The organism is Allocoleopsis franciscana PCC 7113 (genome assembly GCF_000317515.1).
GTDB classification, from domain to species: Bacteria; Cyanobacteriota; Cyanobacteriia; order Cyanobacteriales; family Coleofasciculaceae; genus Allocoleopsis; species Allocoleopsis franciscana.
In genome coordinates, this window is the sequence record NC_019738.1 from 2,503,361 (window position 1) to 2,526,318 (window position 22,958).

A 22,958-nucleotide genomic window follows, 5' to 3' on the forward strand; every position below is an offset into this window, starting at 1 on the left:
GTGTCCACTGAGCTGCTATGTATTTGATTATCGTAGGTGCGGGACCGGAAGGGTCTAGCCTAGCAGAATTGGCTCTTAAAGACGGTCACAGAGTGACAATCATTGAGAAAGATGAGAAACGCGCCCAAGCCGTGTTGCAAAAGTATGATATACAAGTATTCCACGCGAACATCGCCCAAGGTGGAATTCTGGATGAGGCAGATGCAGACCAAGCCGATGCCCTGATTGCGACGATGGAGGACGACTCAGCCAACCTGATGACCATGTTTCTGGGTAAAGAGCGCGGCATCAAGAAACTGATTAGCATGATTAATGACCGACAGCATCAAGCCATGTTTGAGCGATTAGGTGTACAAGTCCTTGTAGACCCGGAAGTAATCATTGCCCAGCACCTTTACAGCTTCTTGGGCTAAGAGTGAAGAGTGAGAGCTTACACTAAAACGATTCTTCGTGACGTGGGCTTATTGCTGCACGTACCAGGTGTGATGGCACTGATTTCGTTGCCTGTGGGCTTCATATTTAACGAACACTATGCCATCTCGTCTTTCTTGTGGACAGCGTTTATATCCTTAGGTATGGGTCAACTGCTCTATCGCCTCTTCCGCAACGCTAGTGAGGAAGCGCATTTACGCCATGCCATGCTAACTGTTGCCCTGAGTTGGGGGCTAATTCCACTCTTAGGTGCAATTCCATTTGTGTTGATTGCCTCACACCTGTCAGTTTTTCCTCTAACACCGCAGACCGTTTTGGAGTTCCAGAACCCCTGGAACGCTGTTTTTGAATCATTTTCTGGCTTTACAAGTACTGGGCTATCAATGGCTCTGCGTTCGAGTGAATTGCCCCGTAGCCTGCAATGGTGGCGCTCATTTATAGAATGGATTGGTAGTGTGGGGATGATTGTGCTGGTACTCTCAGTTCTTGAACCCAGCATGGATGCCTACCAGCTTTACTACGCCGAGGGACGCTCAAAGAAAATTGCCCTCACCGTAAAGGCAACAGTGCGTAAGATTTGGAAAATCTATCTGCTGTACACCGTGTTGAGCATACTGCTGCTGTGCCTGGTTGGAATGCCTTGGTGGGAAGCCCTCAACCACGCTATGACGGGCATCGCTACGGGGGGTTTTGCTGTGACCGACGACAGCATTGGTGCTTATAGCCCTATTGTTCAATTGGCTGTTGTCCCGATTATGATTGTTGGATCAATCAGCTTCTCGGCTCACTATCAGCTCTTGGCTAAGCGTCGGTTGTCTGCACTGTGGCGGGATGCACAACATCGGGCGTTGTGGCTGCTCTTGGGACTGGGAACGATAGTGCTGCTGCTGGAAAATTACTGGTTCCAAGGGTCATTCCTCTGGGTAGATACCTGGTTTCAATGGGTTTCTGCTCTGGGTACCTGTGGTTTTAGTACCGTCAAGCTCCAGGACTGGAGTCCGAGTGCCAAATTGTTGTTGAGTGTGGCGATGGTTTTTGGTGCGGCTTCTGGTTCTACGGTAGGTGGACTCAAGTTAAATCGCGTCGTGGCACTGTATAAAGGAGTGTTGTGGCACTTCCGACACATGTCCTTGCGATCGCACCAGCTCATGCGCTATCAGCTAGACGGTGAAGTGTTACAGGAAGCTCAGGCGAGGCGACGAGTCGGCAGCGCTGCTGTCTTAGCCATACTCTGGGTTGGGTGGCTCGGACTTGGTGTTCTGGTATTGCTTCATGTCGTACAGCCTCAATATACTTTGATTGATGTAATTTTTGAAGCCGCCTCAGCACTGGGAAGTGTAGGTTTATCGATAGGCATTTCAGAGCCGGATTTGCCTTGGGTAGGCAAGCTAATTTTGATTCTATTTAGGGCTTGCTGAATAAGTCGGCGAAAAACAACCGATGGATTAATCAGTTATTTAATCCTGGAATAATAATGAGCTTTTGTTGTTGTTAATTCCCACAAGCATAAGCCGAATTAATAGTTATCGAGAAAAAAGGCGTGATGTTGTGTATTGCACAAAAAAAGACAAAAAAACTGCCGTAGCAGGGTGGAAAGATTCATGACTAAAAAAGTGATAGCAATAGCCGTTTGAGAAGTATGAGGCAGTTTAGCCATGACGCGATTCAAGCTAAATCTTCGCTTTGAGATGCCAAATTTTCCTTCAATAGCATTGCGAACCTTCTCGTCGTCTAAGGCTTGTTTCTTTTTGTCTGAGCTGACATTAGCTGGAGGTCTGCCTAAGGGGGGGCCACTTATTCTAATCCCTCTTTCTTTACAGAATGCTCGATTCTCGCGATTTCGATAAATTCTATCTACATGTACTGATTCGGGATAGACTCCTGTGTGCTGTTTAAATGCTTCTATTTGGGCTTTTAAGTCTCCGGCTTCATTAAAGTTATCCCAGCTTATACGGTCTAAAAAGACATATCCATCTCTGACGCTTGCTGCTAGTTTAGCTCCAAATTCTACAGGTTTTCCGGCTTTTCCTCTCACAATTGGACGGATATGGGGCTGACTTAAACTGACTATTCTGTCGTCAATTCTCTGGGCTTTATTCTCATACATCCATTGCTGTTGACGGTAAACTTCCGCCACCACCAGCAAGCTCTTATATTGAGAGATGCTCAAACCCTCAAGTGCTTCTCCTGTCTGAAGGAGCTGGTCAATGTGTGATAAATTTCTTTTTATATATTTCAGTTGTTTTTTTATAGCTTTTCTTCTCTCTTTTCTTGACGATCTCCGTTTTTTGGCGACTTTCAAGTAATCTTTCCGAGCGAGGTTTCTATAAGTTTTTGGCTTTTTCTTTAGTCTCCCTTTTAGGGGCTTATAGAGAGTATCTATTATCTTTTCCGTTTTGACTCTGGCTTGATTTAATAGACCCAAGTCATTGGGATAGCTGATATCTCCTGGCGCACAGGTAGCATCCAGAATTAATTTCCCTTGATTCGGGCTTTCTCTTGTTTCTTGCCTTTCTGAGAGTGAGCTTTTTTTTTAGATTCCTCCTCTGTTTCTTCCTGAATCTTCTTTACCATTCTTTGATTTATTTGATTTACTAAATCAACATTTATCCTTTCTCTAAATCTTACCAAAAGTGAGGCATCATAAGGGGCTTCGTTGCTGTAATGCTTTCTCCCTATAAAGTATTGTAAGTAAGGGTTTTCTTTTATTTGTTCTACTGTTTCCCGATCGCTTATTCCTAATCTTTCTTTGATTATTAATGAACCCAATGCCATCCGAAATGGCAGCGCAGGTGCCCCCATATCAATAGAAAAAATTTTGGCGTATTCCTCTTCAAATTCATCCCAGGGTATCAGATTTGCCATGATTACCCAACGGTTATCTTGTGATAACTTTCCCTCAAAGGGCAGCTCAAAGTTTTCCGGTGGGGTCGGGCTTGAGGAAGCTTTTCTGTACATTTTCCCTGCTCTTGGTACAAGGATTTTGTGGGATTCTACCAGATTTCCTGGGAGCTGAACAACTTTCAAGACCGCTCAAACTATTTATAGCTAAGGGTTTCCGGTTTTTACAGCAAACCCTATTTATGTGGATGGGGCGACTGGAGATTATTCCTGTTCTGGTTCTGTTTTTCTCACTGGTGGGTTACGTGAGTCAAGGGATTTATCGGCAACGACGAGGGAAGCGATGACACATTTTCTTCCAGTGAACCCCCCACTTGAATCTTGCAATTACAAGTGGGGAGAGTTCATGAATTAGACCAAGTGAGAAGATGTCCAGTCTATTGTTTCAAGATCTTCATCAAAATCAAATAATCCCAAATCTCCTGGATGAGACATTAGGTGTTTAGCCAATAACAATCCGGAAATCGTCCAAGTTTGATATTTCCGCGCTTGTTTGCCCACAAGTCTGCCATTTTTGCCATCGTAGTACTCAGGCCATTGGTCTTGACTCAAGCGTTTTTCTGCCAGTGCAATCGCATTCCGGGCAATATGGGGTCTACCTGTTTTCTGTGCCGCAGCCGCTAGCAACCAGAGTAAAACAGGCCAATTGCCGCCATTATGGTATGACCAAGGCACATTTTTCGGGTCACAGCCGGTGAGAATTTTCCATTCCAAACCTTCTACAGCCGGAAAGCAGATTTTCATCGGCATATTTCCGACCAAATCATCCCATCGTTGTTCGATCAAATCCATAATCCATTGGGATTCTTGGGGACTGGATAGAGAACAAATGATTGCCATTAAGTTTCCTACAGTAAAGAAACGGAAATCCATCCGTGCCGGGCCAAGATTGCCGGCAAGATAACCTCCTGTTTCTGGCATCCATTCCGTTAACCAGTAGGGAATTGAATCGGGATAAATATTGAACTTATTGACGGCTTTATCGCCAAATTCTTCGCCCTGATAGCGATAGATTTCGTTCAATCGCTTAATATCGAGCCAATAATAGGTGCGAATATGGAAATTGAGAGTCCTCAAGCGCTGATCAACTACCAGGCTATAGATTTCACCTTGGCGATCGGGTGCCAGGAGTTCTCGCACGGCCCTCAATGCCCCATAAAATAAGGCTTGGATTTCCAGAGGATGCCCATACACTCCCATGCGACGATCAATCATAAAAGCGCCATCGGGAACCAACATCGTCGGGAACATATCAAACCGATCCGCTAAGCAAAGCTTGAGGATATGGATCAGTCCTTTTTGAAATTCCGGTTGATGAGCTAGAGCAATATCTCCTGTCGTTTTTACATAAGCCCGCAAGAGAATAATCCACCACAAACTGGAATCAACAGGTGTAACTCTGGCGATCGCATGTTCCCCAAAATCCGCCGTCAAGAATTGCTCGCCATAGCTTGTTGCCACCTTAAAGCTGGCTGGCATTAAACCTTGGCCCGCATTAAAGTAATCCATCTGCTTGGTTTCGTCCTGAAGCGCCAGCGTCTCTATTAGGAAATTGCGAACAATTTCCGTTTTGCCGTTCAGCAAAAACAGCAACGCGCAAGAAACAAAATCACGGACAAAACATTGATTGTAATTGAGGGGTTCTACATCGGGGTCGCGAGCCGCTACTGTGCCAACTGGGCGTCCGTCATAGTAGATAACAGAATCTTCAAGTGCTTTCCACGCTTCTGCAATGATATGGTCTTGCAGTATATCGCCTTGTGTTGTCATTGATTCCTCAGCATCCTCTTGCTTCACCGAAATGCTTCAACTGAAGTGTGAAAGTAAAGTGTGAAGAATGAAGCCTAAAATATGAAGGATAAAAAACGTTGAACCCTTCATACTTTTAGCTTATTTTCATTCTTCACCCTTCTTTTTCCAGACTTTTTAATGGGTTTTTTCCAATGGCTACTCGATGCCAACTTTTCGAGCCGCCACCATATATCGGAAGATGTACTCTGCTATCTCCAAGTAGTTGCGTGCCCCTTCTGGGGAAGAAGCCCAAACCGTGACGCCATGATTGCGAATGAGCAAAGCATTGAGCGACGGTGGTACCGCCTGAAATCGCTCATAGATATCACTTGCAATCTGCGGCACTTGTAAATGGTTCGCAAATACTGGCATTTCCACTTGAGGATTTTCTTCCCATAGCCCGAAACCTTTGAGCATTTCCAAAGGTGGCAAAGGTAGGGAATCTCCAGTGGTAAAGTGAGAAACTAGATTAGCCTCAATAGAATGAACGTGATAGCAGGCTTGCGCCTCCGGGAATAGTGAGTAGATTGCCTGATGAATACTTGTCTCGGCTGAAGGGCGGACATCTGGTGTGGGTTGCTCCAACACCTTGCCATCGGGCGCAATGCGAATGAAATCATCCATACATAGCTGCCCTTTATGGCGTCCACTGGCAGTAATCCAAAAGCTGCCATCGGGCAAGCGAACGGAGAGATTGCCCGCTGTGCCCACCATCCAGCCTAGCTGGTAAAAATGACCAGCGGCTGTCATTAAGATTGTTCTTGGATCGGTACTCATTCTAACCTCAAAAATTTCTTTAAGCAGGGTGTTGTTGGTCTGGACTTACACACTCTTTACAGAATTTCAGGGATTTTTGTGTTTTTGTATCCCTTTCTCCCTCTGCCGCTTATTTTCAACAAAAGTCGCTTGGGTGCTTCTAAATGGAGTAAAAAGAGTTCCGTAAGTCAACTCAAAAAAACATTACTTTACCATCCCACTCCCAACCCCTCTCCGTTTTGGGAACCGGAGCTCATACGAGGACTGGGGAGGGGTTTCTCTGATTTATGCAAGAGGTCTGTTCATGAGAACCTCTCTTTCTCTCCTCTGTACCCTCTGTGTCTGGATTGGTTTGTAAAAAAAGTCAATCTCACAAATGCTTGAGGATGGCTAAAGCTTTGATTCGGTTGAGCTACTTAATCAAGCCAATTTTAAGAGTACCGTCACACCCAATCATCACCTTATGGGAGAGAGGAGTTTGCGATTAGAGTCTAGTTTTGAATTGGGCGAAAGGGAAAGACGTTCCCATTACTAATTACCAATTACCCATTACTTATATTTCGCCACCGCCTCTGAAGCTGTTCGCGGACATCAAAAAAATCATTCCAATGCATGTAGGGTTTGTTGTGTTCTTCCATATATTGGATGAGGCGATCGCGTGCAAATACAATAGGGGCATGAAGTGCCATCTTCAAATCTGTAACTGAATCCCCAATCGCTATTTGCTCCTCGGCGGGGTATCGTGCCATCACCTGCACCTTCGCCACCATTTCTGTACCTTCTTCAAATGCAGAATTCACCCGCAGAAACTCGCTTGTCGTATCGAGATCAACAGCATAAATCGCGGCTACCCGTTCAAGTAAAGACTTGTTTGGGGAGACAGACGCTTCGTTTCCCAAACTTGCCTGACTCAACACCATTTCTACCATCCCCCGCACGCCCCCGGAAACGACAACAAAGGGAACACCTCCCGTATCCAAGAAATCTAGTAATTCAACTAATCCCGGACGGATTTCCTTGGGTTTGGCATATTCCAGGATTTGGGGATAACAAGCTGAGGGAATGGATTCCAACAGTTGCCGCACTCCTTCCCGTAATGTTAATCGCCTCGCGTACATTTCGGGCATTAGCTGTTCAGACAGTTCAGGTGCAAATGTTTTGAGCATCCCGACGAAGGTTTCTTCGGCGGTGATGGTGCCGTCAAAGTCGCAGAAGACAACGCGCTTGTGTTGATTGGGGATGGTAGATGTTGGAATTGGGATGGATGAAGAAGGGTTTGGGGACACAATTGGCGATCGCACCAGCGAGAATACAGAAAATAGGATACAGGATACAGCGCAATTCCTGATCGCGAGTTTCTCCGGAATCCATCACGCGCAGAGTTAAGACTCCAACATCATCCCTTAATTTCACTTCAAGGGACTGAGATGTATATATAGTAAGCCTTTTGTTATGAATCAGTAATTTCATATATAAGATTATTAATATTTGAATTGAGATTCCTATGTTATGAATTGGCAATAAGTTTTTTCAACCCTCCTCAAACCTTTGGTTCCCTAGTCTACAGCCTGATCAACTCTACCTTTTTGTCTTTTATTTAAATTCCATAACTATGTCCACCAAAGGTTCTTTAACAGACATTTCCTTACCCGAAATTTTTGAGTTAATTGAGAAAGGAAACAAAACAGGTCTACTCAAGCTTTGTGCCTTCTCAGAAATCCGAACGACTCCCTTAGTTTTTTACATCTGGGTTTATCAAGGTAGTATTGTAGCTGCGGCTAATCGATTAGATCAAGCGTGTTTAGTGTCTTTAATTGCAAAACATCAGGGAGTCAGAAACCGTATCGTTGTCGAACTTGCTCAGTCATGTCCACTCGATCAACCACTGGGTTTGTGTTTGAAAAATCGTTTTGTCTTAGAAAAAAAACACCTGAAGCGCTTATTTCAAATGCAGGTATTACAAAAAGTGTGTGCTTTGTTTGAACTCAAGGACGGTCAATTTGAGTTTGAGCAAAATATTGCCCTACCCACGCGAGAAATGACTGGATTAAGCGTACCCTTAGCCGTTATGAATCAATACTGTTTGTTGAAGGCTCCTTCAGACGGAAGTTCCCCTTTGACAAAAAACTACAACCTATGCTGTGAGAGAGGGAGAGACTCAACTCCTCGGCTGTTACTGGGTACAAATTAAGGAAACTTCTAACAAATCTAACGCTTTTTGTTGGAGTGGAGTCGGTTGAGTAATTTTCTCAAACATTAGAGAAGTCTCCAGACCACTAGACTGGAATTTATTTTTGACAATCGTTGCTAAATCAGTCATTAAAGTCCGAAAACTATGGACAGGAAGCTTTTCAGGTGTCTTTTTAGTCGCTGCCTTAGCGCGGGCTTTCTTTGAACGCTTAGATGGAGCAACAATTGAACTTTTTCCCTCCGGTTCAACTGTGACTTTTTCATCGTCAAACAGCAGTGGAGCTAAAGCTTTCCTCATGTGCCACTCCACATAATAAGCCAGCATACACAAGAAGACGTGAGCTTTGACGCGCTGTTCTAAACGGTGATAAATTGGACGTACTTTCAAATCGATAGTTTTATAACTGCGGAAAGCTTGTTCGACAGTAGAAAGGCTTTTATAGGTTCTCACCGTTTGAGCCGCATCTAAAGTCTCCGGTTTGACTGAAGTCCGAATAATATAGACTCCATCCAAAGCCGAATCATTGGCGATAGCCGCTTCATTCAATGAGTAAGAAAAACTTGTCTCAGTGATGGCAATATTAAAGTATTTCCCCACACATGTAGCATTGAGAACTCGCCCCACTCTCAGTCCAATCTGGTCGGCTCCTTTGAGGGCGCGTTTATCTCGTGAAGTGGCGATAACAATCTTATTGAGTTCCTGCTGTGTCGCCTGTAATAAAGCAATTCTAGTCAAAGACTTTTCTTGAGCAAGCATCGGGTTGCGACAAGCAATTAGCCGCTCACTGGGGTAATCAGAACAAGAAAATTCTACTAAGTCAGTTTCATCAAATAATGAGAGTTGAACAGCTTCTTGTTCAAGAAGTTTCCGAATTTGACTAGCTCTAAGAGCTGTAATCCAGTCGAGTCCCTCAACGGGTTGAAACTCTGCCAGAATCCGGGTATTCGTAATCATGCCTCGGTCGCCAACCCAAACGACTTGTTGTAGGCCAAAACGGTGACGTACTTTCTCAATTTGAGCTGTGAGTGTGGTTGTGTCCGATGTATTGCCTTCAAACACTTCCACAGCGATGGGACAACCAAGCTTGTCGCAGATTAAGCCAAATACAATCTGTAAAAATCCTTTCTTTTTATCCCGATTATAGCCATATCTAGCGAGAGGGCATTGAGTTCCTTCAAAGTAAGTTGAACTCACATCGTAGAGAACTAAAGCTCCTTCGGATAGATGTCTTAGGGCTAACTCATTTTCGATTAATTCTTGTTTGGATACCAGCCAATCCATTGCTTCATACAATTCATCCTCATCGGCTTTTTCTAAGCCCAACAGTTCACTTAACGATGAATTGCACGTTTCGCTGTGCAATCCTCTCGCTGTGGCTAACTTGGAACGAGGCTCAAGGAGACGCGCCACGATCATCGCCAAAACTAGAGCTCGTTTTCTCGAATTTGAGGGTGAGATTAGATGGTGCAAAGACAGTTTTTTGATTGTTCCTAAAACCGCAGCTACATGACCATGAGGTAGACTTCTTTCTACAGAGAATGATTCGGAGAGATTTTCAATAGCTGCGCCGCCTTTGAGCACTATTCTCAAGTTATCAATGACAGTATCCGGTAATTTTGACAGGTTAGCTAAAGTTCTTTTACGGATTTTACCCCCTTCACGATAGGACTCTCGTAGGAGGACAGCGGGGGGTGAATTTCTGTTAGGGACTCGTTCAATATACATGGCTACTATTGTCCCAGAAATCTCCCCGCCAAAATCTTAAAAAATTCTTAAAAACATGGGTACGGCTTTCTGGGAGTAAATGGCTCTAGTTCCCGTCACTCAAGCTTTTTCTCCCTTTGTAGTTCATCTGTACGGGGGAACTTCCGTTCAGAGAAGTTGCCGATGGTTACTAGACTCTGAGAGACAGGTTTTTGGGGAAAAGGGGAAAAAAGCCAGAAAAATTACATCCATTTTTTTAAAGCTTGGCGCAGTGCGCCTTCAGGCACAGCTTCAAGATTAAAAGGTTCACCCGATTTGACTCGTTCCAGCGCTTCAAAAAACGCTTTAACGCCCATAGCTGGCCCATCCGGATGATCCATAATCCCAGTACCGGCGTTGAGAATCACATCCTGACCGTAATCTGCCAGTGCTTTGGGTACGATACCAGGGTGAATACCAGCCGAGGGGACAGGGAAAACATGGCGCGATCGCAAACTATCTCGAATTCGCCTTTCCTCTTGCGCGTCAAAGGGCAAACTCCCATAGTGGGCAGGATACAACACCGCATCCGCCCCACAATAGGCCATCAGGGTTCCCAACACCACCGAGTAAGCCATACCATAGTCGGGGGAAGCACACAACGCCCCCGCTAAGGCAGGATGGGCAAAAATTGGTACATTAATTTCTGGGTCAGCCGCTAAGGAATCCAGCACTGAGTAGCCATAGGTTAGGACGTTGAGCAAGAGAGCATTTGCCCCTTCACGGACTAAAAGACGGGCTTTCTCAATTAACTTGTCCGCTGCACCGGTTACATTCACGGCATAAAGTACCGTGCGACCGGTTTGCTGCTTCACTTGATCGAGTACCTGGCGGCAAGCTTCCAGCCGTTTCAGTGTGGGGGCAACCTCCAAATCCCCCAGAATCTCATCATCTTTAATAATGTCTAGTCCTGCACCCGCCACCTCTTGCAAAATCGCCCCATGGTCATCGGCAGAAAGTCCCAAGGCTGGCTTGAAGATTGCCATAATTAAAGGGCGATCACGCACTCCCAGCCGTTCTCGAATGCCTGTAATGCCGACTTTGGGACGCCTGCCGTAGTGTTCCGGAAGGCGCACTGCCATGACTTTTGCCGCCCCAGCCATTGAGTATTTGCCAAAAATCATCGTGAGTAGGCTGGGGATATCGTTCTCCACATTGGCTTCAGGAAAACGGATGGTGACAAGACTGGAACCATCGGGTTGAGTAATACCGCTGACAACTTCAGCCAGATGCGACTTCAACACCTCCTCTCGATGGGAAAAACGAGCATCCCAGGTGCCCGCTGTTTGCCCCACTGCAATAACTTTGGCCTGTTTTTCGGCATCAACACCGGGTGGAAAACGGTAGTCAACTTCAATAGTCATTTTCAGGGCTATGAATTAAGGGCGGCAGAGTACGAGCAAGTTTGACGGTTTTTAAGATTTTATCGATTTTTTGGCTAAAACTGAGACATTGGCGACATGATAAGCTAAAGCGCATTTAACTTGCACATTCTAAACACAGGATAAAAGAGTTCAAATCCTCTCCCCTGTCCTCGTATGAGCTCCGGCCCTGCTCCCCCGCCGCCTCAACAAGCAAATTACATGCGTAACAGCTTAAAGCTTTGGGTGCGCTTACCGCCAACGGGTAGGCGCAGGCAGCCTGAGGAGCCATGCATCTTTATATAAAAACGAAGTGGATATAAAAGAGAGGAATGGCAGTGGCAGATAAAGGGCTGATTTTATGCTGGAGGTCTTAAAAAACCTTTTTACTTCAAGAGCGTTTATCCCTCACGGGCATTGCTACCTCTGGAAACCTGAGCTGGTGTGGCTCCATGTCATGGGCGATGCTCTGATTGCGATCGCCTATTATTCCATCCCAATCGCGCTAGTCTATTTTGTTCGCAAGCGCGTTGATTTGCCCTATCCCCAGATATTTCTGCTGTTTGGGGCATTTATCATCTCTTGTGGTACTACTCATGTGATGGAGATTTGGACGCTCTGGCATCCAACCTATTGGTTGAGCGGGTTGATCAAAGCCATAACTGCTGTAATCTCACTCTACACGGCTATGGAGCTGGTTCCGTTGGTCAATCAAGCGCTTGCTCTCCCAAGTCCGGCACAACTGGAGGCAGCCAATCGAGAACTGGAGAGGGAGATCGGGGAGCGCAAGCGAACAGAGGCGAGGCTGGAGCTTCAAAGTACGATCGCTAGGAATATGGCTGAAGGGGTTTGCCTTGTCAGAGCCGCCGATAGTGCGATCGTCTATGCCAATCCCAAATTTGAGAATATGTTTGGCTATGGGTCGGGTGAGCTAAATGGAAGACCTGTGGAAGTATTGAACTACGCTTCGGATGAGCAGAGTGCCAAACAGGTTGCCAGTGAAATAATGCACCAATTAAATCAATACGGTGAAGCGACCTATGAGGTTCATAACGTTAAAAAAGATGGTACACCTTTCTGGTGTAGATCTCACACTTCGAGATTTGAACATCCTGAGTATGGAACGGTCTACGTTGCCGTCCATGAAGACATCACCGAAAGCAAGCAGGCAGAGCAAACACTTCATAAGGCTAAAGAAGCGGCTGAAGCTGCCAACCGTGCCAAAAGCGAATTTCTGGCGAATATGAGCCATGAATTCCGAACCCCATTGAACGGGATTTTGGGGTACGCCTACATCCTCAAACAAGAAAAAGTTTTAACCTCCAAGCAACAGAATGGACTAAACACCATTCAACAGTGTGGCGAACATCTGCTGACGCTCATTAATGACATTTTAAACCTCTCCAAAATTGAAGCAAGGAAAATGGAAATTTACCTAAATGATTTTCATTTTCCTCTGTTTCTTAACAATCTTGCTGAAATCTTTCGTATTCGTGCAGAACAAAAGAACATTTCGTTTCGTTATACTCCGCTTTCCCTGTTGCCTAGCCTCGTTCGTGGCGATGAGCAAAAGCTGCGGCAAATTTTAATCAACTTACTCGGAAATGCCGTCAAGTTTACCGAAACGGGTGGGGTAGTTTTCAAAGTTGGTTATCACGAGGGGAAAATTCGCTTTCAGGTGGAGGACACTGGCATCGGTATCGCATCAGAGAAGTTGACAGAAATCTTTCTACCGTTCCATCAAGTCGAGAACAGCCGCCACTTGGTTGAAGGCACAGGACTAGGACTGACCATTAGCAAGAAATTAGCGAAGTTGATGGGCAGTACTTTGGAGGTGAAAAGTCAATTAGGTTCTGGCAGTGTTTTCTGGCTCGATTTGGATTTACCTGAAGTGTTGGAATCGACTGAGATTGCCAAGCGTCAGGAGCGCAGTATCGTTGGCTTCAAAGGGGAAAAGCGCAAAATTCTGGTGGTGGACGACAAACGGGAAAACCGCTTGGTTCTAGTCAATCTCCTCGAACCTTTGGGGTTTGAAATCGTTGAAGCAACAGATGGGCGTGATTGTCTCAATAAGGCGCTTGAGTTTAAACCCGATGCGATCTTGATGGACTTGGTGATGCCAGTAGTGGACGGCTTTGAGGCTACCCGGCAGCTCCGGAAGTCAACCGAACTTAAAAACATTGTAATAATCGCTACATCGGCTAGCGTTTTCAATTACAGTCAAGATAAAAGTCGAGAGGCGGGTTGCGACGATTTTATCCCTAAGCCAGTGCAGGCGAAGCATCTTTTAGAACGGCTAGGGGTGCATTTGGGGCTGGAATGGGTTTATGGCGATTGGGGATTAGAGCAAGCCGCCGCAGGGGTTGCTGACCGAGATTCAGAGGGTGTCACAGAAAAGTCAAAACCAGGCGCGGTCAAAAGTCAAAAGTCAGAAACGGTCAAATCTAACGCTCAAACTAACAATCCAAAATCTAAAATCCAAAATCTAAAATTGATTGCTCCACCTCCGGAGGACATTGCTGTCCTATTGGATTTAGCTATGAGAGGCAACATCAGGGGCATAGATGAGCAAGCGCGTCGGCTCGAACAGTTGGATGAGAAATTTGTGTCGTTTGCGTCGAAGCTTCGTCAACTAGCACAAGACTTCCAGGTCAGACAAATCCGGGAGTTTCTCAAACCCTACACTTTAGACCATGAATGAGTGTGAAAAATCCGGCAGATGGCGTCCTCTTAATCGTAGATGACACGCCGACTAATTTAAAGATGCTGTGCGATTTCTTGACCAATTCAGGATTTGAAGTCTTGGTGGCAGTTGATGGTGAAAGTGCGATCGAGCAGACTGTATATGCCCAGCCCAATCTCATCCTTTTGGATGTACTCATGCCCGGAATTGATGGGTTTGAAACTTGCAGTCGGTTGAAAGCCAATCCGTCAACGCAAGCTATCCCCGTGATTTTTATGACGGCGCTTGGTGAGACGGTAGATAAGGTGAGAGGTTTTCAGGTTGGGGCAGTAGATTACGTCACCAAGCCACTTCAACCCGAAGAGGTTTTAGCCCGCATCACGAACCACCTGACGATCCAGAACCTGCAAAATCAACTCCAAGAGCAAAATCTGCGGCTGCAACAGGAAGTTAAGGAGCGCCAGCAGGCAGAGGATTTAGTGCGGCAGCAGGCTCAGCGGGAACAATTGCTGGGTGAGATGCAAGGGCGGATTCGCCAATCGCTGGATTTAGAAGAAATTCTCAGTACAACGGTGAGTGAAGTGCGGCAATTTCTGCAAACGGATCGGGTGCTCATTTACCGATTTTTTGACGACTGGAGCGGTGTTGTCGCTGTAGAATCCGTCAGTACTGATGAACTATCTATACTGAATACCACAATCTCTGACCCCTGCTTTGGAGAAGCCTACGTTGAGCGCTACCAACAGGGTCGCATCATGGTCATAGAAGATATCTACACAGCGGGTATGACGCCGTGTCATGTTGATTTTCTAGCAAGTATTCAGGTCAGGGCTAATTTGGTGGTTCCCATTCTACAAAAAGAACGGTTGTGGGGGCTGCTGGTTGCTCATCACTGTTATGAACCACGGCAGTGGCAGCAGTGGGAGGTTGATTTCCTAGAAGCTTTGTCCACGCAAATCGCGATCGCTATCCAACAAGGGCAACTTCATCAACGGCTGTACAGTATTGTTGAAAACGCGATCGAGGGCATCTTCCAGACGACACCATCCGGACGCTTCATAAGCGGCAACCCAGCACTGGCAAGGATTTTTGGCTACTCCTCGCCTGAAGAACTAATTAGAAGTATCCAAGACATCGGGCGGCAAATTTATGTTGACTCCAACCGCCGAGACGAATTCATTGCCGCTATCCAGACGGACAATGCTGTGTTTGACTTTGAGTCTCAAATCTATCGTAAAGACGGCAGTGTTATCTGGGTGTCAGAGAACACTCGTGCGGTTCGTGACTCCAAGGGAGCGCTGCTCTATTACGAAGGTGCTGTCTCTGACATTACAGTCCGTAAGGTAGCCCAGGAATCACTGCGTTTTCAACAGGAACAAGCAGAGCAACTGCTGCTCAATATCTTGCCTGAGTCAATTGCACAGCAGTTAAAACGTTACCCAAGCACCATTGCCGACAACTTTGAAGCGGTCAGTGTTCTGTTTGCTGACATTGTTGGTTTTACGGAGTTCTCGGCTCGAACCTCTCCCACAGAACTGGTAATAGTTCTCAATCTAATTTTCTCGAAGTTTGATCAGCTAGCTGAGCGGCACGGTTTGGAGAAAATTAAGACGATTGGCGATGCCTATATGGTTGTCGCTGGTTTGCCCACACCCCGTCCGGATCATGCGATCGCAATCGCCGAAATGGCTCTGGATATGCAATCCGAAATGGTAAGAGTAGGTGAACAAACGGGTGAAGCGTTCAAACTCCGAATTGGCATCAACTCCGGTCCAGTGATTGCGGGTGTTATTGGCATCAAAAAGTTTTTCTACGATTTGTGGGGCGATACTGTTAACGTTGCTAGCCGCATGGAATCCCAAGGCGTTGACGGTGCTATACAGGTAACAGCCGCTACCTATGAGCTATTACGGGATAAGTACCTGTTCGAGGAACGGGGCGTGATCTCTGTCAAGGGCAAGGGGGATATGACCACTTATCTGCTCACGGGCAGATCATTTGATGACTCGTTGCTCTCATGTAATAAGTAGTCTACTTGAACTCACAAGCGGTTGATCTGAGCTTGCTTAGGCTTTGTGTCTAGCAGAAAGCATTGTGATCGCACTCATGACCATCAACAGCGATTCCCTGCGGCATAGCTACGCTTCACGCATTCCACACAGCTACATCACCTAACCCTCATCAGATGATTGACTTGGCGGACTAAAGTCATCCGGTAGCTCATCAATACGCTCAATCCCTAATAGTTGGCACAGCTTCTTGAGTTGCGAGACGCTCAGTTTAGCTTCAGTCTTACCAGCAATCCAGCGTTGGTAAGTAGAACGGGGAATGCCACAGTGTACTGCTAACTCGTCTTGCGTTAAAGTCGTTCGTTCAATTCTCAGAGCTTCTAAAGGTGAATCGCTGAACTGTTTGTGCTTTTTACTTCTTTCGGTCATAACATGATGGCACAGCCCCATTTTAAAGCTTGATATTGACAGTTTCTTATTCAAGCTCCAAAATGGGATATGTTTAAAACATAAGTAGGGAAGAGCGCTTTCAAACTGTAGTTGCAAAGCTGCCCTTCCTCTAGTGTCTCATTTTGTCGTAGTTCACCATTTCAGTTCATTCGCTTTGCCAGCATAGTGAACCACTGTGTGGTGCCAACTTGCATGGGCGATCGCTCTTTTAAATGCGATCGCATTCCAAGACCATCATTACCAAATTTTTCTTATGAAACACTACAGGGTTCAATCAGTCGATGTCATCAGGAAGGTCTTTGATGGACATACCTGCCTGCTCCATCAGCTCAACTAACCGCTTTATTTGAGAAGCGGAAAGCGTAAGGCGGTGATGTTCGCCACGCTCGTACCGACCAATTGTATTACGCGATAAACCCACCGCTTGGGCAAACTCTTCCTGAGTCATTCCCAAGCGTTCGCGAACTTGCTTCCAAGTTGGCACATCGGGGTTGAAATTTAAATTCTTATCGTCTACCATTTTAGCTATCGATGACCCACCCTGGGTCATTAACCAACAAAAAAATAGATGGGGAACGCTAAGGAAAGTCGATAGCTTCTTGTTTCCCCGTCTTCTGTACGAAAGGTATCACCATTTCGGTTTATTCGCTTTGCCTGCACAGTGAATCGCTGTGTGGTGCCAACTTGCACGGGCGATCGCATACAACGAGCGATCGCTAATAGACCATCATTACCCAAATTTTCCTATGAAACACTCTGACTGGCTGCGCCTCCAATCAGAAGGCGACTGCATTTGTGCAAATCTACGCCAACACGGTTATCAATGCCGCAAACAAACTCGACGCCTATCTTGGAAACTTACCAAAGAGGGTCAGGACGACTATCTCCTCACTTGGTTACCAGCACCCGTCAGCGATTGGAGCCTCATCCCCAATCATACCAGCCCAACCAGAACCCAACTGTGGCAACTCATTGAACAGACCATAAACCAAATCAGGGGACAACTTGAGACAATTTCAGCTCAACACCATTCCCAAGCAGAAGATTACTCTCGTCCTTGGGCAATTATCCGACTCTTACCCGACGCCCGACGGTACACAGTTGCCCGATTCTTCAACCGCCAAGACGCCGAAGATCATAAGCGATTCCTCAACCGCTTTATGCCTGCTGCGGAATTTGAAATCCTTTTCGATGCACCCACCCCTTCCGACAGCCCCAATCTTGCTCCCCCCTTTTTAAGGGGGGTTGGGGGGGATCTGAATCTGTAACAAGCCACCGAGAAACTGGAATGTCTTAATCCCCACGTAGCAAGCCTCCCAATCCTACCTAAAAATGCAGTCAAATCATCATGACAACCTTATTCCGCCGTCTCCAACCCGCTCAAAAATTCCGCATCACCCTCCGTTGCATCGCTCAATTACTGAAAATTCCCAAACACCTGATTGTGCGCGTCGAATGTTGGGCATACGTCATCTTTGTCCATCGCACTGATAAAGGCGGGCAATTCATCAGTTATCGCCAACTGCGACAGTGGAAAAATGCCGTTGCTTGTCAGATTCAAAAGTGCTCCACCTGGCAACAACTACGCTGCTTGTGGCTTGCCATTGAAAAAGATTGCCAACAGCACAAAAAGCAGTACAATCAGGAGTTTCACCCCTGTGTGTGCAAAATTTGGACAAAACGCTGGGATAAACTTTGGCATGAGCAAACATCAGGCGACTTAGCCGTCGGGTTCTGAATCCTGGTTAATTAGATCGAGCGATCGCATCCTAGCCATGAACTTTGCCGATCTTTCCCCCAATGTGACACCCTGGTATGTAAAGCGACCCCTTCCCTAAGCCACATGCAGGATTCTCGCGACTACTACAAAATTTTGCAAGTTAAAAAAAACGCCACTCCCGAAGAGATTAAAGAAGCGTATCGGCGATTGGCGCGGGAACATCACCCTGACTTGCATCCAGGAAATCCAGCCGCAGAAGAGCGATTCAAAGAAATTTGCCAAGCTTACGAAGTCCTCTCTGACTCCGTGCAGCGAACTCTGTACGATCAACAATTAAACCCAACCTTCAGAGAATCTCACAAAGCGGGGAAGACTCATCAAGATTATTATGTTCGCGCTGTCGCCAAAGCTCTAGAGAAAGATTATCAAGGGGCGGTGGAGGATTATACTCAGGCAATTGAACTCAATCCTCACTTTGTCGAAGCTTACATCAAGCGCGGTGCAACACTTTACAATATGGGCGATGCGAGGGGGGCGCTGAAAGATTGTAGTCAGGCAATCCGTCTGAATCCTAACTCCTCTGACGCTTATTATTACCAGGGCAGAGCGCGTTACAAATTGGGGTATACTCAGGCCGCGATTGAAGCGTATACTCAGGCGATCGCTAAAGAACCCGATTTTGCTCAAGCTTACTACCATCGAGGTCTAGCCAACAACGATCTCAAGGAATTGGCTAACGCGGCTGAGGATTTGCGAAAAGCCGCAGCACTTTTTCATGAGCAAGGGGATAGGAATGGCTATAGGCTAGCGCAGGACACCCTGAGGTCGATCACTGGGACTTCAGCCAAACTGAAAACATCGAAGAAAAACCCAATCCGCTGGGTGAAAATCGTCTTGAATGATACATTCAGAGCCTTTTTCTATTTAGCACTGAATCCGGCAGGAGGAATGCTGCCAGGAATGCTGTATCTGGACAAGCCACAGGTGATGGCTGTGGGAATTATGTTTGAGGCGATCGCTAATTTATGTTTTGTGGGTGGCGCTTATCTAGGATGGCGCGAGCAGTTTAACTCTTCGTTATTGGATTTATTTCTTGTTGGCTTGGTGCCCTTTGTCACGCTGATAGTACTCGTTGGAATTGCCCGCTTAATCGGTCGTTGTCGGGGTAGCTTAGCAGGGGATATTTTTCTGGCGGGTGCTTCCCTTTTACCTGTCGGTTTTCTTGCACTTGCCAGTGGAATCTCTTCCCTTTTGGGTAGCCAAATTATGTTAATACTCACTGTATTCTTCAGTTGCTACACCATTCTTATGCTTTACAGTGGTTGCACTCAAATTGCTAATTTATCCGAGAAAGTGGCGGCGCTATTCGTTCCGATGCTGTTGCTGGTGAGTGGATGGCTTTCCTATTTTGCTTTTACTGCAATACAGTCTTAATTACTGTTAAGAATAGAGCGCCTGTATCGCAAAAAGCAGACCGGAGAGCATACGAGGACAGTTCGCGCAGCGTTCTCCGCAGAGTAGGCTTTTATGTTTATTACTGGTAATTGGTCGCAAGAGTTGTGAAGTTAGCTTAACTAACCACCGCTTCTGCCAAATCAGCTCCGATCAAAGCGGCATCTACCAAACAGAAGTCATAAGACGGCAACATCTTTCCGACAATTATTCCGGTTGAGGTTGGTTTTTGCTTGTCCTATTTAATGAAGACGATTCACTTCACCTATGCAAACGACACTTTACCCTGTTGGCAATTTTGCCGTGCCCGTTTTTGAATACGGTCAGGACGATGTCTGGATACCACTCACCCAACTAGACACCGTGATTAATGTCCCACGCTGGCGTCTGTATCGTGCCCTCTCTAGAGCCAATATCCCAACGTATCTTACTGGCATCCGTGAAAGTCAAAAAGTCATCCACTGGTCCGTTTTACCTCAACTGTTGATAGCTGTTAACCAAGCCTTGCCCTACGCTTCGGGTGCGGCGGCTCTACTTTCAACGCTCCAAAGTCAAGCCGCCTAAAGTTTTTGCAGGGGATGGGAGCGCTTGCTGGGTTGAGTCGGTTGACATCGGGTCAAGTCGGTGGCGTTCGCGTGAGGTTAGAGTGCGGTATAACTACAGCAGAGACGGTATTAGACCGCACTACTACTGAATTTGAGTAGCTGAAATCGGCATATTATGAACGTTCGCTCACTTTTTCGAGCTGCTACAGTTGAAAATGCTTCTTCCCCCTATAACACTATTCACCTCAAGGTTTTCTATCCATCCCAGATGTCAGGCAGCGACCAAGAACAAAATATGGGTATTGTTCCTGCTGATTCTCAACACTCACCATTCAAGGTCGTCATTTTTTTCAACGGCATTAACTGTGGTTCTGAACTGTATCAATGGCTGGCTGTTAAATTGGCAGAGCGTGGGCTTGTAGTCGTTACGTTTTCCTGGATTGCAGAAAATTTACCTGGGATGGTGGCTCTCACTCCAGGGGTTGATATTAAGATGTTGGCTCCACACCTCTATGGCACAGGGCCGACAGCCTCCGCTTTACCAACCCTGATAGCAGCATTAGAGCAATTACAAGCAGAAGGGGTTTTAGCTGGCTTGCTCGACTTAAACCAGATTATTCTAGGTGGGCATTCTGCGGGAGGTAGAGTCGCCATTGAAAGTGCAAACTCACGTTTTTTCCCACAAGTTGTAGCCGCTTTTGCCTATGGCGCACATACAGCCGCGACTGTACAGATGGGGTATGAACCGGGCACAATCTTACCCCTGCCTGATTCTTTGCCATTACTACTGATTGGAGGAACCTGCGATGGAGTTATTTATAATAGCAGCCATCGTTATGGACTGACATGGGAACAAGCTCAAACTCCAGTTGTGCGTACCTTCCGGGAAGCGATCGCGGGTGGCAGAGGTGATAGTTATCTGCTTGTTCTGGAAGGAGCGAATCATTTTTCTGTTGCCGATCCAATTGATACTACCATGGGTACAGTATTTCTGGACTTTCCAGCTAGCCAACCAGAAGAACAACTGCGAGATTTAATGGCTCAAGCGATTGGTTTATTCATTGATGCTCATGTTCGTTCCCAGCCAACCGCCATCGTTGCTTTAAATCAACTATTAGCCTCTAACAATTCTTTGATTGCATCATTTGAGCGAAAGTAGTTGGAATTGAATTATTGTGCTACCTATCTACACCCACAAACATGCTTTACTTCCAAGCCAATGCTGATTTCTGTAAACGGACTGATATCATGTCCGGCTAATCCGTTAAAAATTGTAGGTTGAGTTTATGTGTATTTCAACCCAACCTACGTATTTAGTAAAACTGCTATATCTTGAGATATCACAATGATGAATCGCGGCTCAAAAGGGATTGCAATAAGCTTCATACTAGGCTTAGTTAGCGTTTTATTAACTTTATCTAGCATGAGTCCTAAGGCTGAGACTTTACCTCTTGCAACTGCTACCACTTCCATGAGTACAGTGACTCAGACAGAGAATTCAACTGAATCAGAGCTATCCCTACCTCTTACCACTCCACCTCAGCAAGTTGCTCAATCTCCTCTCCCTTATGATGCACGACTCATTGATATTCGCAAAGTTAATCCTAAGATTGCTCTTGATATTCGCTATGCAACAACCAATAATTTTTTGAAACGTAAATTGTACTCAACATCAAGATGTGTGCTTAGAGGTGCAGCAGTAAGGAGACTGTCACAAGTTCAACAAGATTTGGAAAAAAAAGGGTTGGGACTGAAGGTTTTTGACTGTTATAGACCCCTTTCGGTGCAAAAATTAATGTGGCAAGTTAAGCCGGATTCTCGCTATGTGGCGAATCCCAAGAATGGCTCTCGGCATAATCGTGGAGCTGCTGTTGATCTAACGCTAGTTGATCGTAATGGCAAAGAATTACAAATGCCAACTGGCTTTGATGATTTTACAGTGAAAGCGCACAGAAATTACACAGGTGCCAGCGCTCAAGCGAGGAAAAATAGTAAGTTGCTTGAGGATGCAATGAAAAAATATGGGTTTATACCTTTACCGACAGAATGGTGGCATTTTGATGCACCGGGTTGGGATAAGTACGCGATTCTTGATGTGTCCTTTGGAGCTATTCCTTAATTGGATGTTGAATTTGGAATTGGCTTCATATAGCCACGATCAACTGGCTGAAAAATTGTAACAATCTCAGTTTATAAAAAAAGTGTCAACTTCATGAATTCCCAACTTTTAGATAAACCCCCCCATCAGCCAACAAAGGAAAAACTGGTGACTTTGTATGGCATTACTTGGGAAAAGTTTAAAGCGATAGAAGCACAGCTAGAGGATAACCGAGATGTGAGACTGTCATATTTATCAGGGGTATTAGAAATTATGTCACCCATTGGTGAGGAGCATGAGGATATCAAAAGTACTCTTGGCTTGTTGTTAGAAGCTTATATGAGAGAAAAGAGCATCCGATTTTACAAGCGTGGTGGATTTACTCTAGAAGCACCTGGGTATGCCTCCGGTACACCGGATGAATCGTACACTATTGGTAGCAAGAAAGATGTTCCTGATATTGTCATTGAAATCATTGTCACCAGTGGGACTATCAATAGACGAGAACTATTTAAGCCGATGAAAGTCCCTGAAATTTGGTTCTGGAAGTCTAATCAGCTAAAAGTTTTTCACTTGAAAGAGGGAGATTATGAAGAGGTTTCTCGAAGTACCTTTTTTCCAGATTTAGATTTAGCTTTATTGCTGCGCTATGTGGGGCATCCCGATCAGTACGATGCCGTGCAGGAGTTTGAAGCTGTGATTCGGGGTGAGGGGGTTGAGAGGAATGATTGAGTTGTGCGATCGCGTATTGTGGAAAAAAGCAGCTCACCTATCACCTAAACGTTTTTAGATTCCTGTGCGTTTCCTAAAGCTCTTTATCAGCTTA

General features: G+C 45.8%; 24 protein-coding genes. 14 read left to right on the forward strand and 10 right to left on the reverse strand.

What is annotated here, in order from left to right; genetic code table 11:
- Positions 1–17: 17 nt before the first annotated feature.
- Positions 18–413, forward strand: a complete 396-nt coding sequence (locus tag MIC7113_RS10620) for a potassium channel family protein (RefSeq protein ID WP_015182160.1) — start codon at positions 18–20, stop codon at positions 411–413.
- Positions 414–422: 9 nt separating this feature from the next.
- Complete coding sequence (locus MIC7113_RS10625) at positions 423–1,850, forward strand: TrkH family potassium uptake protein (protein ID WP_015182161.1); 1,428 nt, start codon at positions 423–425, stop codon at positions 1,848–1,850.
- A 98-nt stretch (positions 1,851–1,948) separates the two neighbouring features.
- On the opposite strand, the gene MIC7113_RS35355 is transcribed toward MIC7113_RS10625, so the two are convergent.
- Positions 1,949–3,390 (reverse strand): IS5 family transposase gene (locus MIC7113_RS35355; protein ID WP_390463838.1). Its coding sequence is split into 2 segments (ribosomal slippage): positions 1,949–2,956 and positions 2,959–3,390, totalling 1,440 coding nucleotides; the frame shifts between segments, so codons are not numbered across the junction.
- On the opposite strand from MIC7113_RS35355, the gene MIC7113_RS10640 reads away from it, so the two are divergent.
- Positions 3,318–3,620, forward strand: coding sequence for a hypothetical protein (locus MIC7113_RS10640; protein ID WP_172642212.1), 303 nt, complete (start codon positions 3,318–3,320; stop codon positions 3,618–3,620). The genes MIC7113_RS35355 and MIC7113_RS10640 overlap by 73 nt on opposite strands.
- A gap of 64 nt (positions 3,621–3,684) precedes the next feature.
- On the opposite strand, the gene MIC7113_RS10645 is transcribed toward MIC7113_RS10640, so the two are convergent.
- The 4 genes from MIC7113_RS10645 to MIC7113_RS37220 form a co-directional block, all read right to left on the reverse strand.
- Positions 3,685–5,103 (reverse strand): glycoside hydrolase 100 family protein, encoded by a 1,419-nt coding sequence (locus tag MIC7113_RS10645; RefSeq protein ID WP_015182162.1) that lies wholly within the window; start codon positions 5,101–5,103, stop codon positions 3,685–3,687.
- Positions 5,104–5,280: 177 nt separating this feature from the next.
- Positions 5,281–5,901 carry a methylthioribulose 1-phosphate dehydratase gene (mtnB, locus tag MIC7113_RS10650; RefSeq protein ID WP_015182163.1) on the reverse strand — a complete coding sequence of 207 codons (621 nt, stop codon included), beginning with the start codon at positions 5,899–5,901 and terminating at the stop codon, positions 5,281–5,283.
- Positions 5,902–6,422: 521 nt separating this feature from the next.
- The gene (locus tag MIC7113_RS10655; RefSeq protein ID WP_226883621.1) at positions 6,423–7,166 is read right to left on the reverse strand and encodes an HAD-IB family phosphatase; all 744 of its coding nucleotides are present in this window, start codon (positions 7,164–7,166) and stop codon (positions 6,423–6,425) included.
- Positions 7,081–7,350, reverse strand: a complete 270-nt coding sequence (locus MIC7113_RS37220) for a hypothetical protein (protein WP_015182165.1) — start codon at positions 7,348–7,350, stop codon at positions 7,081–7,083. Before MIC7113_RS37220 ends, MIC7113_RS10655 begins: the two co-directional genes overlap by 86 nt.
- A gap of 142 nt (positions 7,351–7,492) precedes the next feature.
- On the opposite strand from MIC7113_RS37220, the gene MIC7113_RS10660 reads away from it, so the two are divergent.
- Positions 7,493–8,071, forward strand: a complete 579-nt coding sequence (locus MIC7113_RS10660; protein WP_015182166.1) for a DUF4388 domain-containing protein — start codon at positions 7,493–7,495, stop codon at positions 8,069–8,071.
- Here MIC7113_RS10660 and MIC7113_RS10665 read toward each other — a convergent pair.
- Together MIC7113_RS10665 and MIC7113_RS10670 are read right to left on the reverse strand one after the other, a co-directional pair.
- The gene (locus MIC7113_RS10665) at positions 8,054–9,796 is read right to left on the reverse strand and encodes an IS1634 family transposase (RefSeq protein ID WP_015182167.1); all 1,743 of its coding nucleotides are present in this window, start codon (positions 9,794–9,796) and stop codon (positions 8,054–8,056) included. The two genes, MIC7113_RS10660 and MIC7113_RS10665, sit on opposite strands and share 18 nt — an antisense overlap.
- 221 nt (positions 9,797–10,017) lie before the next feature.
- Positions 10,018–11,178, reverse strand: a complete 1,161-nt coding sequence (locus MIC7113_RS10670; protein WP_015182169.1) for a RuBisCO large subunit C-terminal-like domain-containing protein — start codon at positions 11,176–11,178, stop codon at positions 10,018–10,020.
- A 358-nt stretch (positions 11,179–11,536) separates the two neighbouring features.
- Here MIC7113_RS10670 and MIC7113_RS10675 point away from each other — a divergent pair, with 358 nt between their 5' ends.
- Positions 11,537–13,876, forward strand: a complete 2,340-nt coding sequence (locus MIC7113_RS10675) for a hybrid sensor histidine kinase/response regulator (RefSeq protein ID WP_015182170.1) — start codon at positions 11,537–11,539, stop codon at positions 13,874–13,876.
- Positions 13,873–15,888: an adenylate/guanylate cyclase domain-containing protein gene (locus MIC7113_RS10680; protein ID WP_015182171.1), complete on the forward strand. Its 2,016-nt coding sequence runs from the start codon at positions 13,873–13,875 to the stop codon at positions 15,886–15,888. The genes MIC7113_RS10675 and MIC7113_RS10680 overlap by 4 nt, the downstream gene beginning before the upstream one ends.
- A 141-nt stretch (positions 15,889–16,029) precedes the next feature.
- Here MIC7113_RS10680 and MIC7113_RS10685 read toward each other — a convergent pair whose 3' ends face one another.
- The 3 genes from MIC7113_RS10685 to MIC7113_RS36210 form a co-directional block, all read right to left on the reverse strand.
- Entirely contained in the window at positions 16,030–16,296 is a 267-nt protein-coding gene (locus tag MIC7113_RS10685; protein ID WP_015182172.1) for a helix-turn-helix transcriptional regulator, read from the reverse strand.
- A 295-nt stretch (positions 16,297–16,591) separates the two neighbouring features.
- Positions 16,592–16,837, reverse strand: coding sequence for a helix-turn-helix transcriptional regulator (locus tag MIC7113_RS10690; RefSeq protein ID WP_063822998.1), 246 nt, complete (start codon positions 16,835–16,837; stop codon positions 16,592–16,594).
- 29 nt (positions 16,838–16,866) lie between these two features.
- Positions 16,867–17,055 (reverse strand): hypothetical protein, encoded by a 189-nt coding sequence (locus MIC7113_RS36210; protein WP_155897976.1) that lies wholly within the window; start codon positions 17,053–17,055, stop codon positions 16,867–16,869.
- Positions 17,056–17,063: 8 nt separating this feature from the next.
- On the opposite strand from MIC7113_RS36210, the gene MIC7113_RS10695 reads away from it, so the two are divergent.
- The 8 genes from MIC7113_RS10695 (at position 17,064) to MIC7113_RS10725 (ending at position 22,864) form a co-directional block, all read left to right on the forward strand.
- Positions 17,064–17,585, forward strand: a complete 522-nt coding sequence (locus tag MIC7113_RS10695) for a hypothetical protein (RefSeq protein ID WP_015182174.1) — start codon at positions 17,064–17,066, stop codon at positions 17,583–17,585.
- Positions 17,586–17,665: 80 nt separating this feature from the next.
- Positions 17,666–18,055 (forward strand): hypothetical protein, encoded by a 390-nt coding sequence (locus tag MIC7113_RS10700; protein ID WP_015182175.1) that lies wholly within the window; start codon positions 17,666–17,668, stop codon positions 18,053–18,055.
- Between the two features lie 105 nt (positions 18,056–18,160).
- Positions 18,161–19,471, forward strand: a complete 1,311-nt coding sequence (locus MIC7113_RS10705; protein WP_015182176.1) for a J domain-containing protein — start codon at positions 18,161–18,163, stop codon at positions 19,469–19,471.
- Positions 19,472–19,756: 285 nt separating this feature from the next.
- Complete coding sequence (locus MIC7113_RS10710) at positions 19,757–20,053, forward strand: hypothetical protein (protein ID WP_015182177.1); 297 nt, start codon at positions 19,757–19,759, stop codon at positions 20,051–20,053.
- A 14-nt stretch (positions 20,054–20,067) separates the two neighbouring features.
- On the forward strand, positions 20,068–20,193 hold the full coding sequence (locus MIC7113_RS38610; protein WP_256374803.1) for a hypothetical protein: 126 nt from the start codon (positions 20,068–20,070) through the stop codon (positions 20,191–20,193).
- 16 nt (positions 20,194–20,209) lie between these two features.
- The gene (locus MIC7113_RS10715; RefSeq protein ID WP_015182178.1) at positions 20,210–21,193 is read left to right on the forward strand and encodes an alpha/beta hydrolase family protein; all 984 of its coding nucleotides are present in this window, start codon (positions 20,210–20,212) and stop codon (positions 21,191–21,193) included.
- A gap of 186 nt (positions 21,194–21,379) precedes the next feature.
- Positions 21,380–22,153, forward strand: a complete 774-nt coding sequence (locus tag MIC7113_RS10720) for a M15 family metallopeptidase (RefSeq protein WP_015182179.1) — start codon at positions 21,380–21,382, stop codon at positions 22,151–22,153.
- Between the two features lie 93 nt (positions 22,154–22,246).
- Positions 22,247–22,864: a Uma2 family endonuclease gene (locus MIC7113_RS10725; protein ID WP_015182180.1), complete on the forward strand. Its 618-nt coding sequence runs from the start codon at positions 22,247–22,249 to the stop codon at positions 22,862–22,864.
- Positions 22,865–22,958 lie beyond the last annotated feature (94 nt).

Excerpts from the sequence above, each read along its gene's own strand:
- MIC7113_RS10620 (WP_015182160.1), top strand. The coding sequence starts at position 18 with ATGTATTTGATTATCGTAGGTGCGGGACCGGAAGGGTCTAGCCTAGCA.
- MIC7113_RS10645 (WP_015182162.1), bottom strand. The coding sequence starts at position 5,103 with ATGACAACACAAGGCGATATACTGCAAGACCATATCATTGCAGAAGCG.
- mtnB (WP_015182163.1), bottom strand. The coding sequence starts at position 5,901 with ATGAGTACCGATCCAAGAACAATCTTAATGACAGCCGCTGGTCATTTT.
- MIC7113_RS37220 (WP_015182165.1), bottom strand. The coding sequence starts at position 7,350 with ATGAAATTACTGATTCATAACAAAAGGCTTACTATATATACATCTCAG.
- MIC7113_RS10660 (WP_015182166.1), top strand. The coding sequence starts at position 7,493 with ATGTCCACCAAAGGTTCTTTAACAGACATTTCCTTACCCGAAATTTTT.
- MIC7113_RS10665 (WP_015182167.1), bottom strand. The coding sequence starts at position 9,796 with ATGTATATTGAACGAGTCCCTAACAGAAATTCACCCCCCGCTGTCCTC.
- MIC7113_RS10670 (WP_015182169.1), bottom strand. The coding sequence starts at position 11,178 with ATGACTATTGAAGTTGACTACCGTTTTCCACCCGGTGTTGATGCCGAA.
- MIC7113_RS10675 (WP_015182170.1), top strand. The coding sequence starts at position 11,537 with ATGCTGGAGGTCTTAAAAAACCTTTTTACTTCAAGAGCGTTTATCCCT.
- MIC7113_RS10680 (WP_015182171.1), top strand. The coding sequence starts at position 13,873 with ATGAGTGTGAAAAATCCGGCAGATGGCGTCCTCTTAATCGTAGATGAC.
- MIC7113_RS10685 (WP_015182172.1), bottom strand. The coding sequence starts at position 16,296 with ATGACCGAAAGAAGTAAAAAGCACAAACAGTTCAGCGATTCACCTTTA.
- MIC7113_RS10690 (WP_063822998.1), bottom strand. The coding sequence starts at position 16,837 with ATGGTAGACGATAAGAATTTAAATTTCAACCCCGATGTGCCAACTTGG.
- MIC7113_RS10695 (WP_015182174.1), top strand. The coding sequence starts at position 17,064 with ATGAAACACTCTGACTGGCTGCGCCTCCAATCAGAAGGCGACTGCATT.
- MIC7113_RS10700 (WP_015182175.1), top strand. The coding sequence starts at position 17,666 with ATGACAACCTTATTCCGCCGTCTCCAACCCGCTCAAAAATTCCGCATC.
- MIC7113_RS10705 (WP_015182176.1), top strand. The coding sequence starts at position 18,161 with ATGCAGGATTCTCGCGACTACTACAAAATTTTGCAAGTTAAAAAAAAC.
- MIC7113_RS10710 (WP_015182177.1), top strand. The coding sequence starts at position 19,757 with ATGCAAACGACACTTTACCCTGTTGGCAATTTTGCCGTGCCCGTTTTT.
- MIC7113_RS38610 (WP_256374803.1), top strand. The coding sequence starts at position 20,068 with ATGGGAGCGCTTGCTGGGTTGAGTCGGTTGACATCGGGTCAAGTCGGT.
- MIC7113_RS10715 (WP_015182178.1), top strand. The coding sequence starts at position 20,210 with ATGAACGTTCGCTCACTTTTTCGAGCTGCTACAGTTGAAAATGCTTCT.
- MIC7113_RS10720 (WP_015182179.1), top strand. The coding sequence starts at position 21,380 with ATGATGAATCGCGGCTCAAAAGGGATTGCAATAAGCTTCATACTAGGC.
- MIC7113_RS10725 (WP_015182180.1), top strand. The coding sequence starts at position 22,247 with ATGAATTCCCAACTTTTAGATAAACCCCCCCATCAGCCAACAAAGGAA.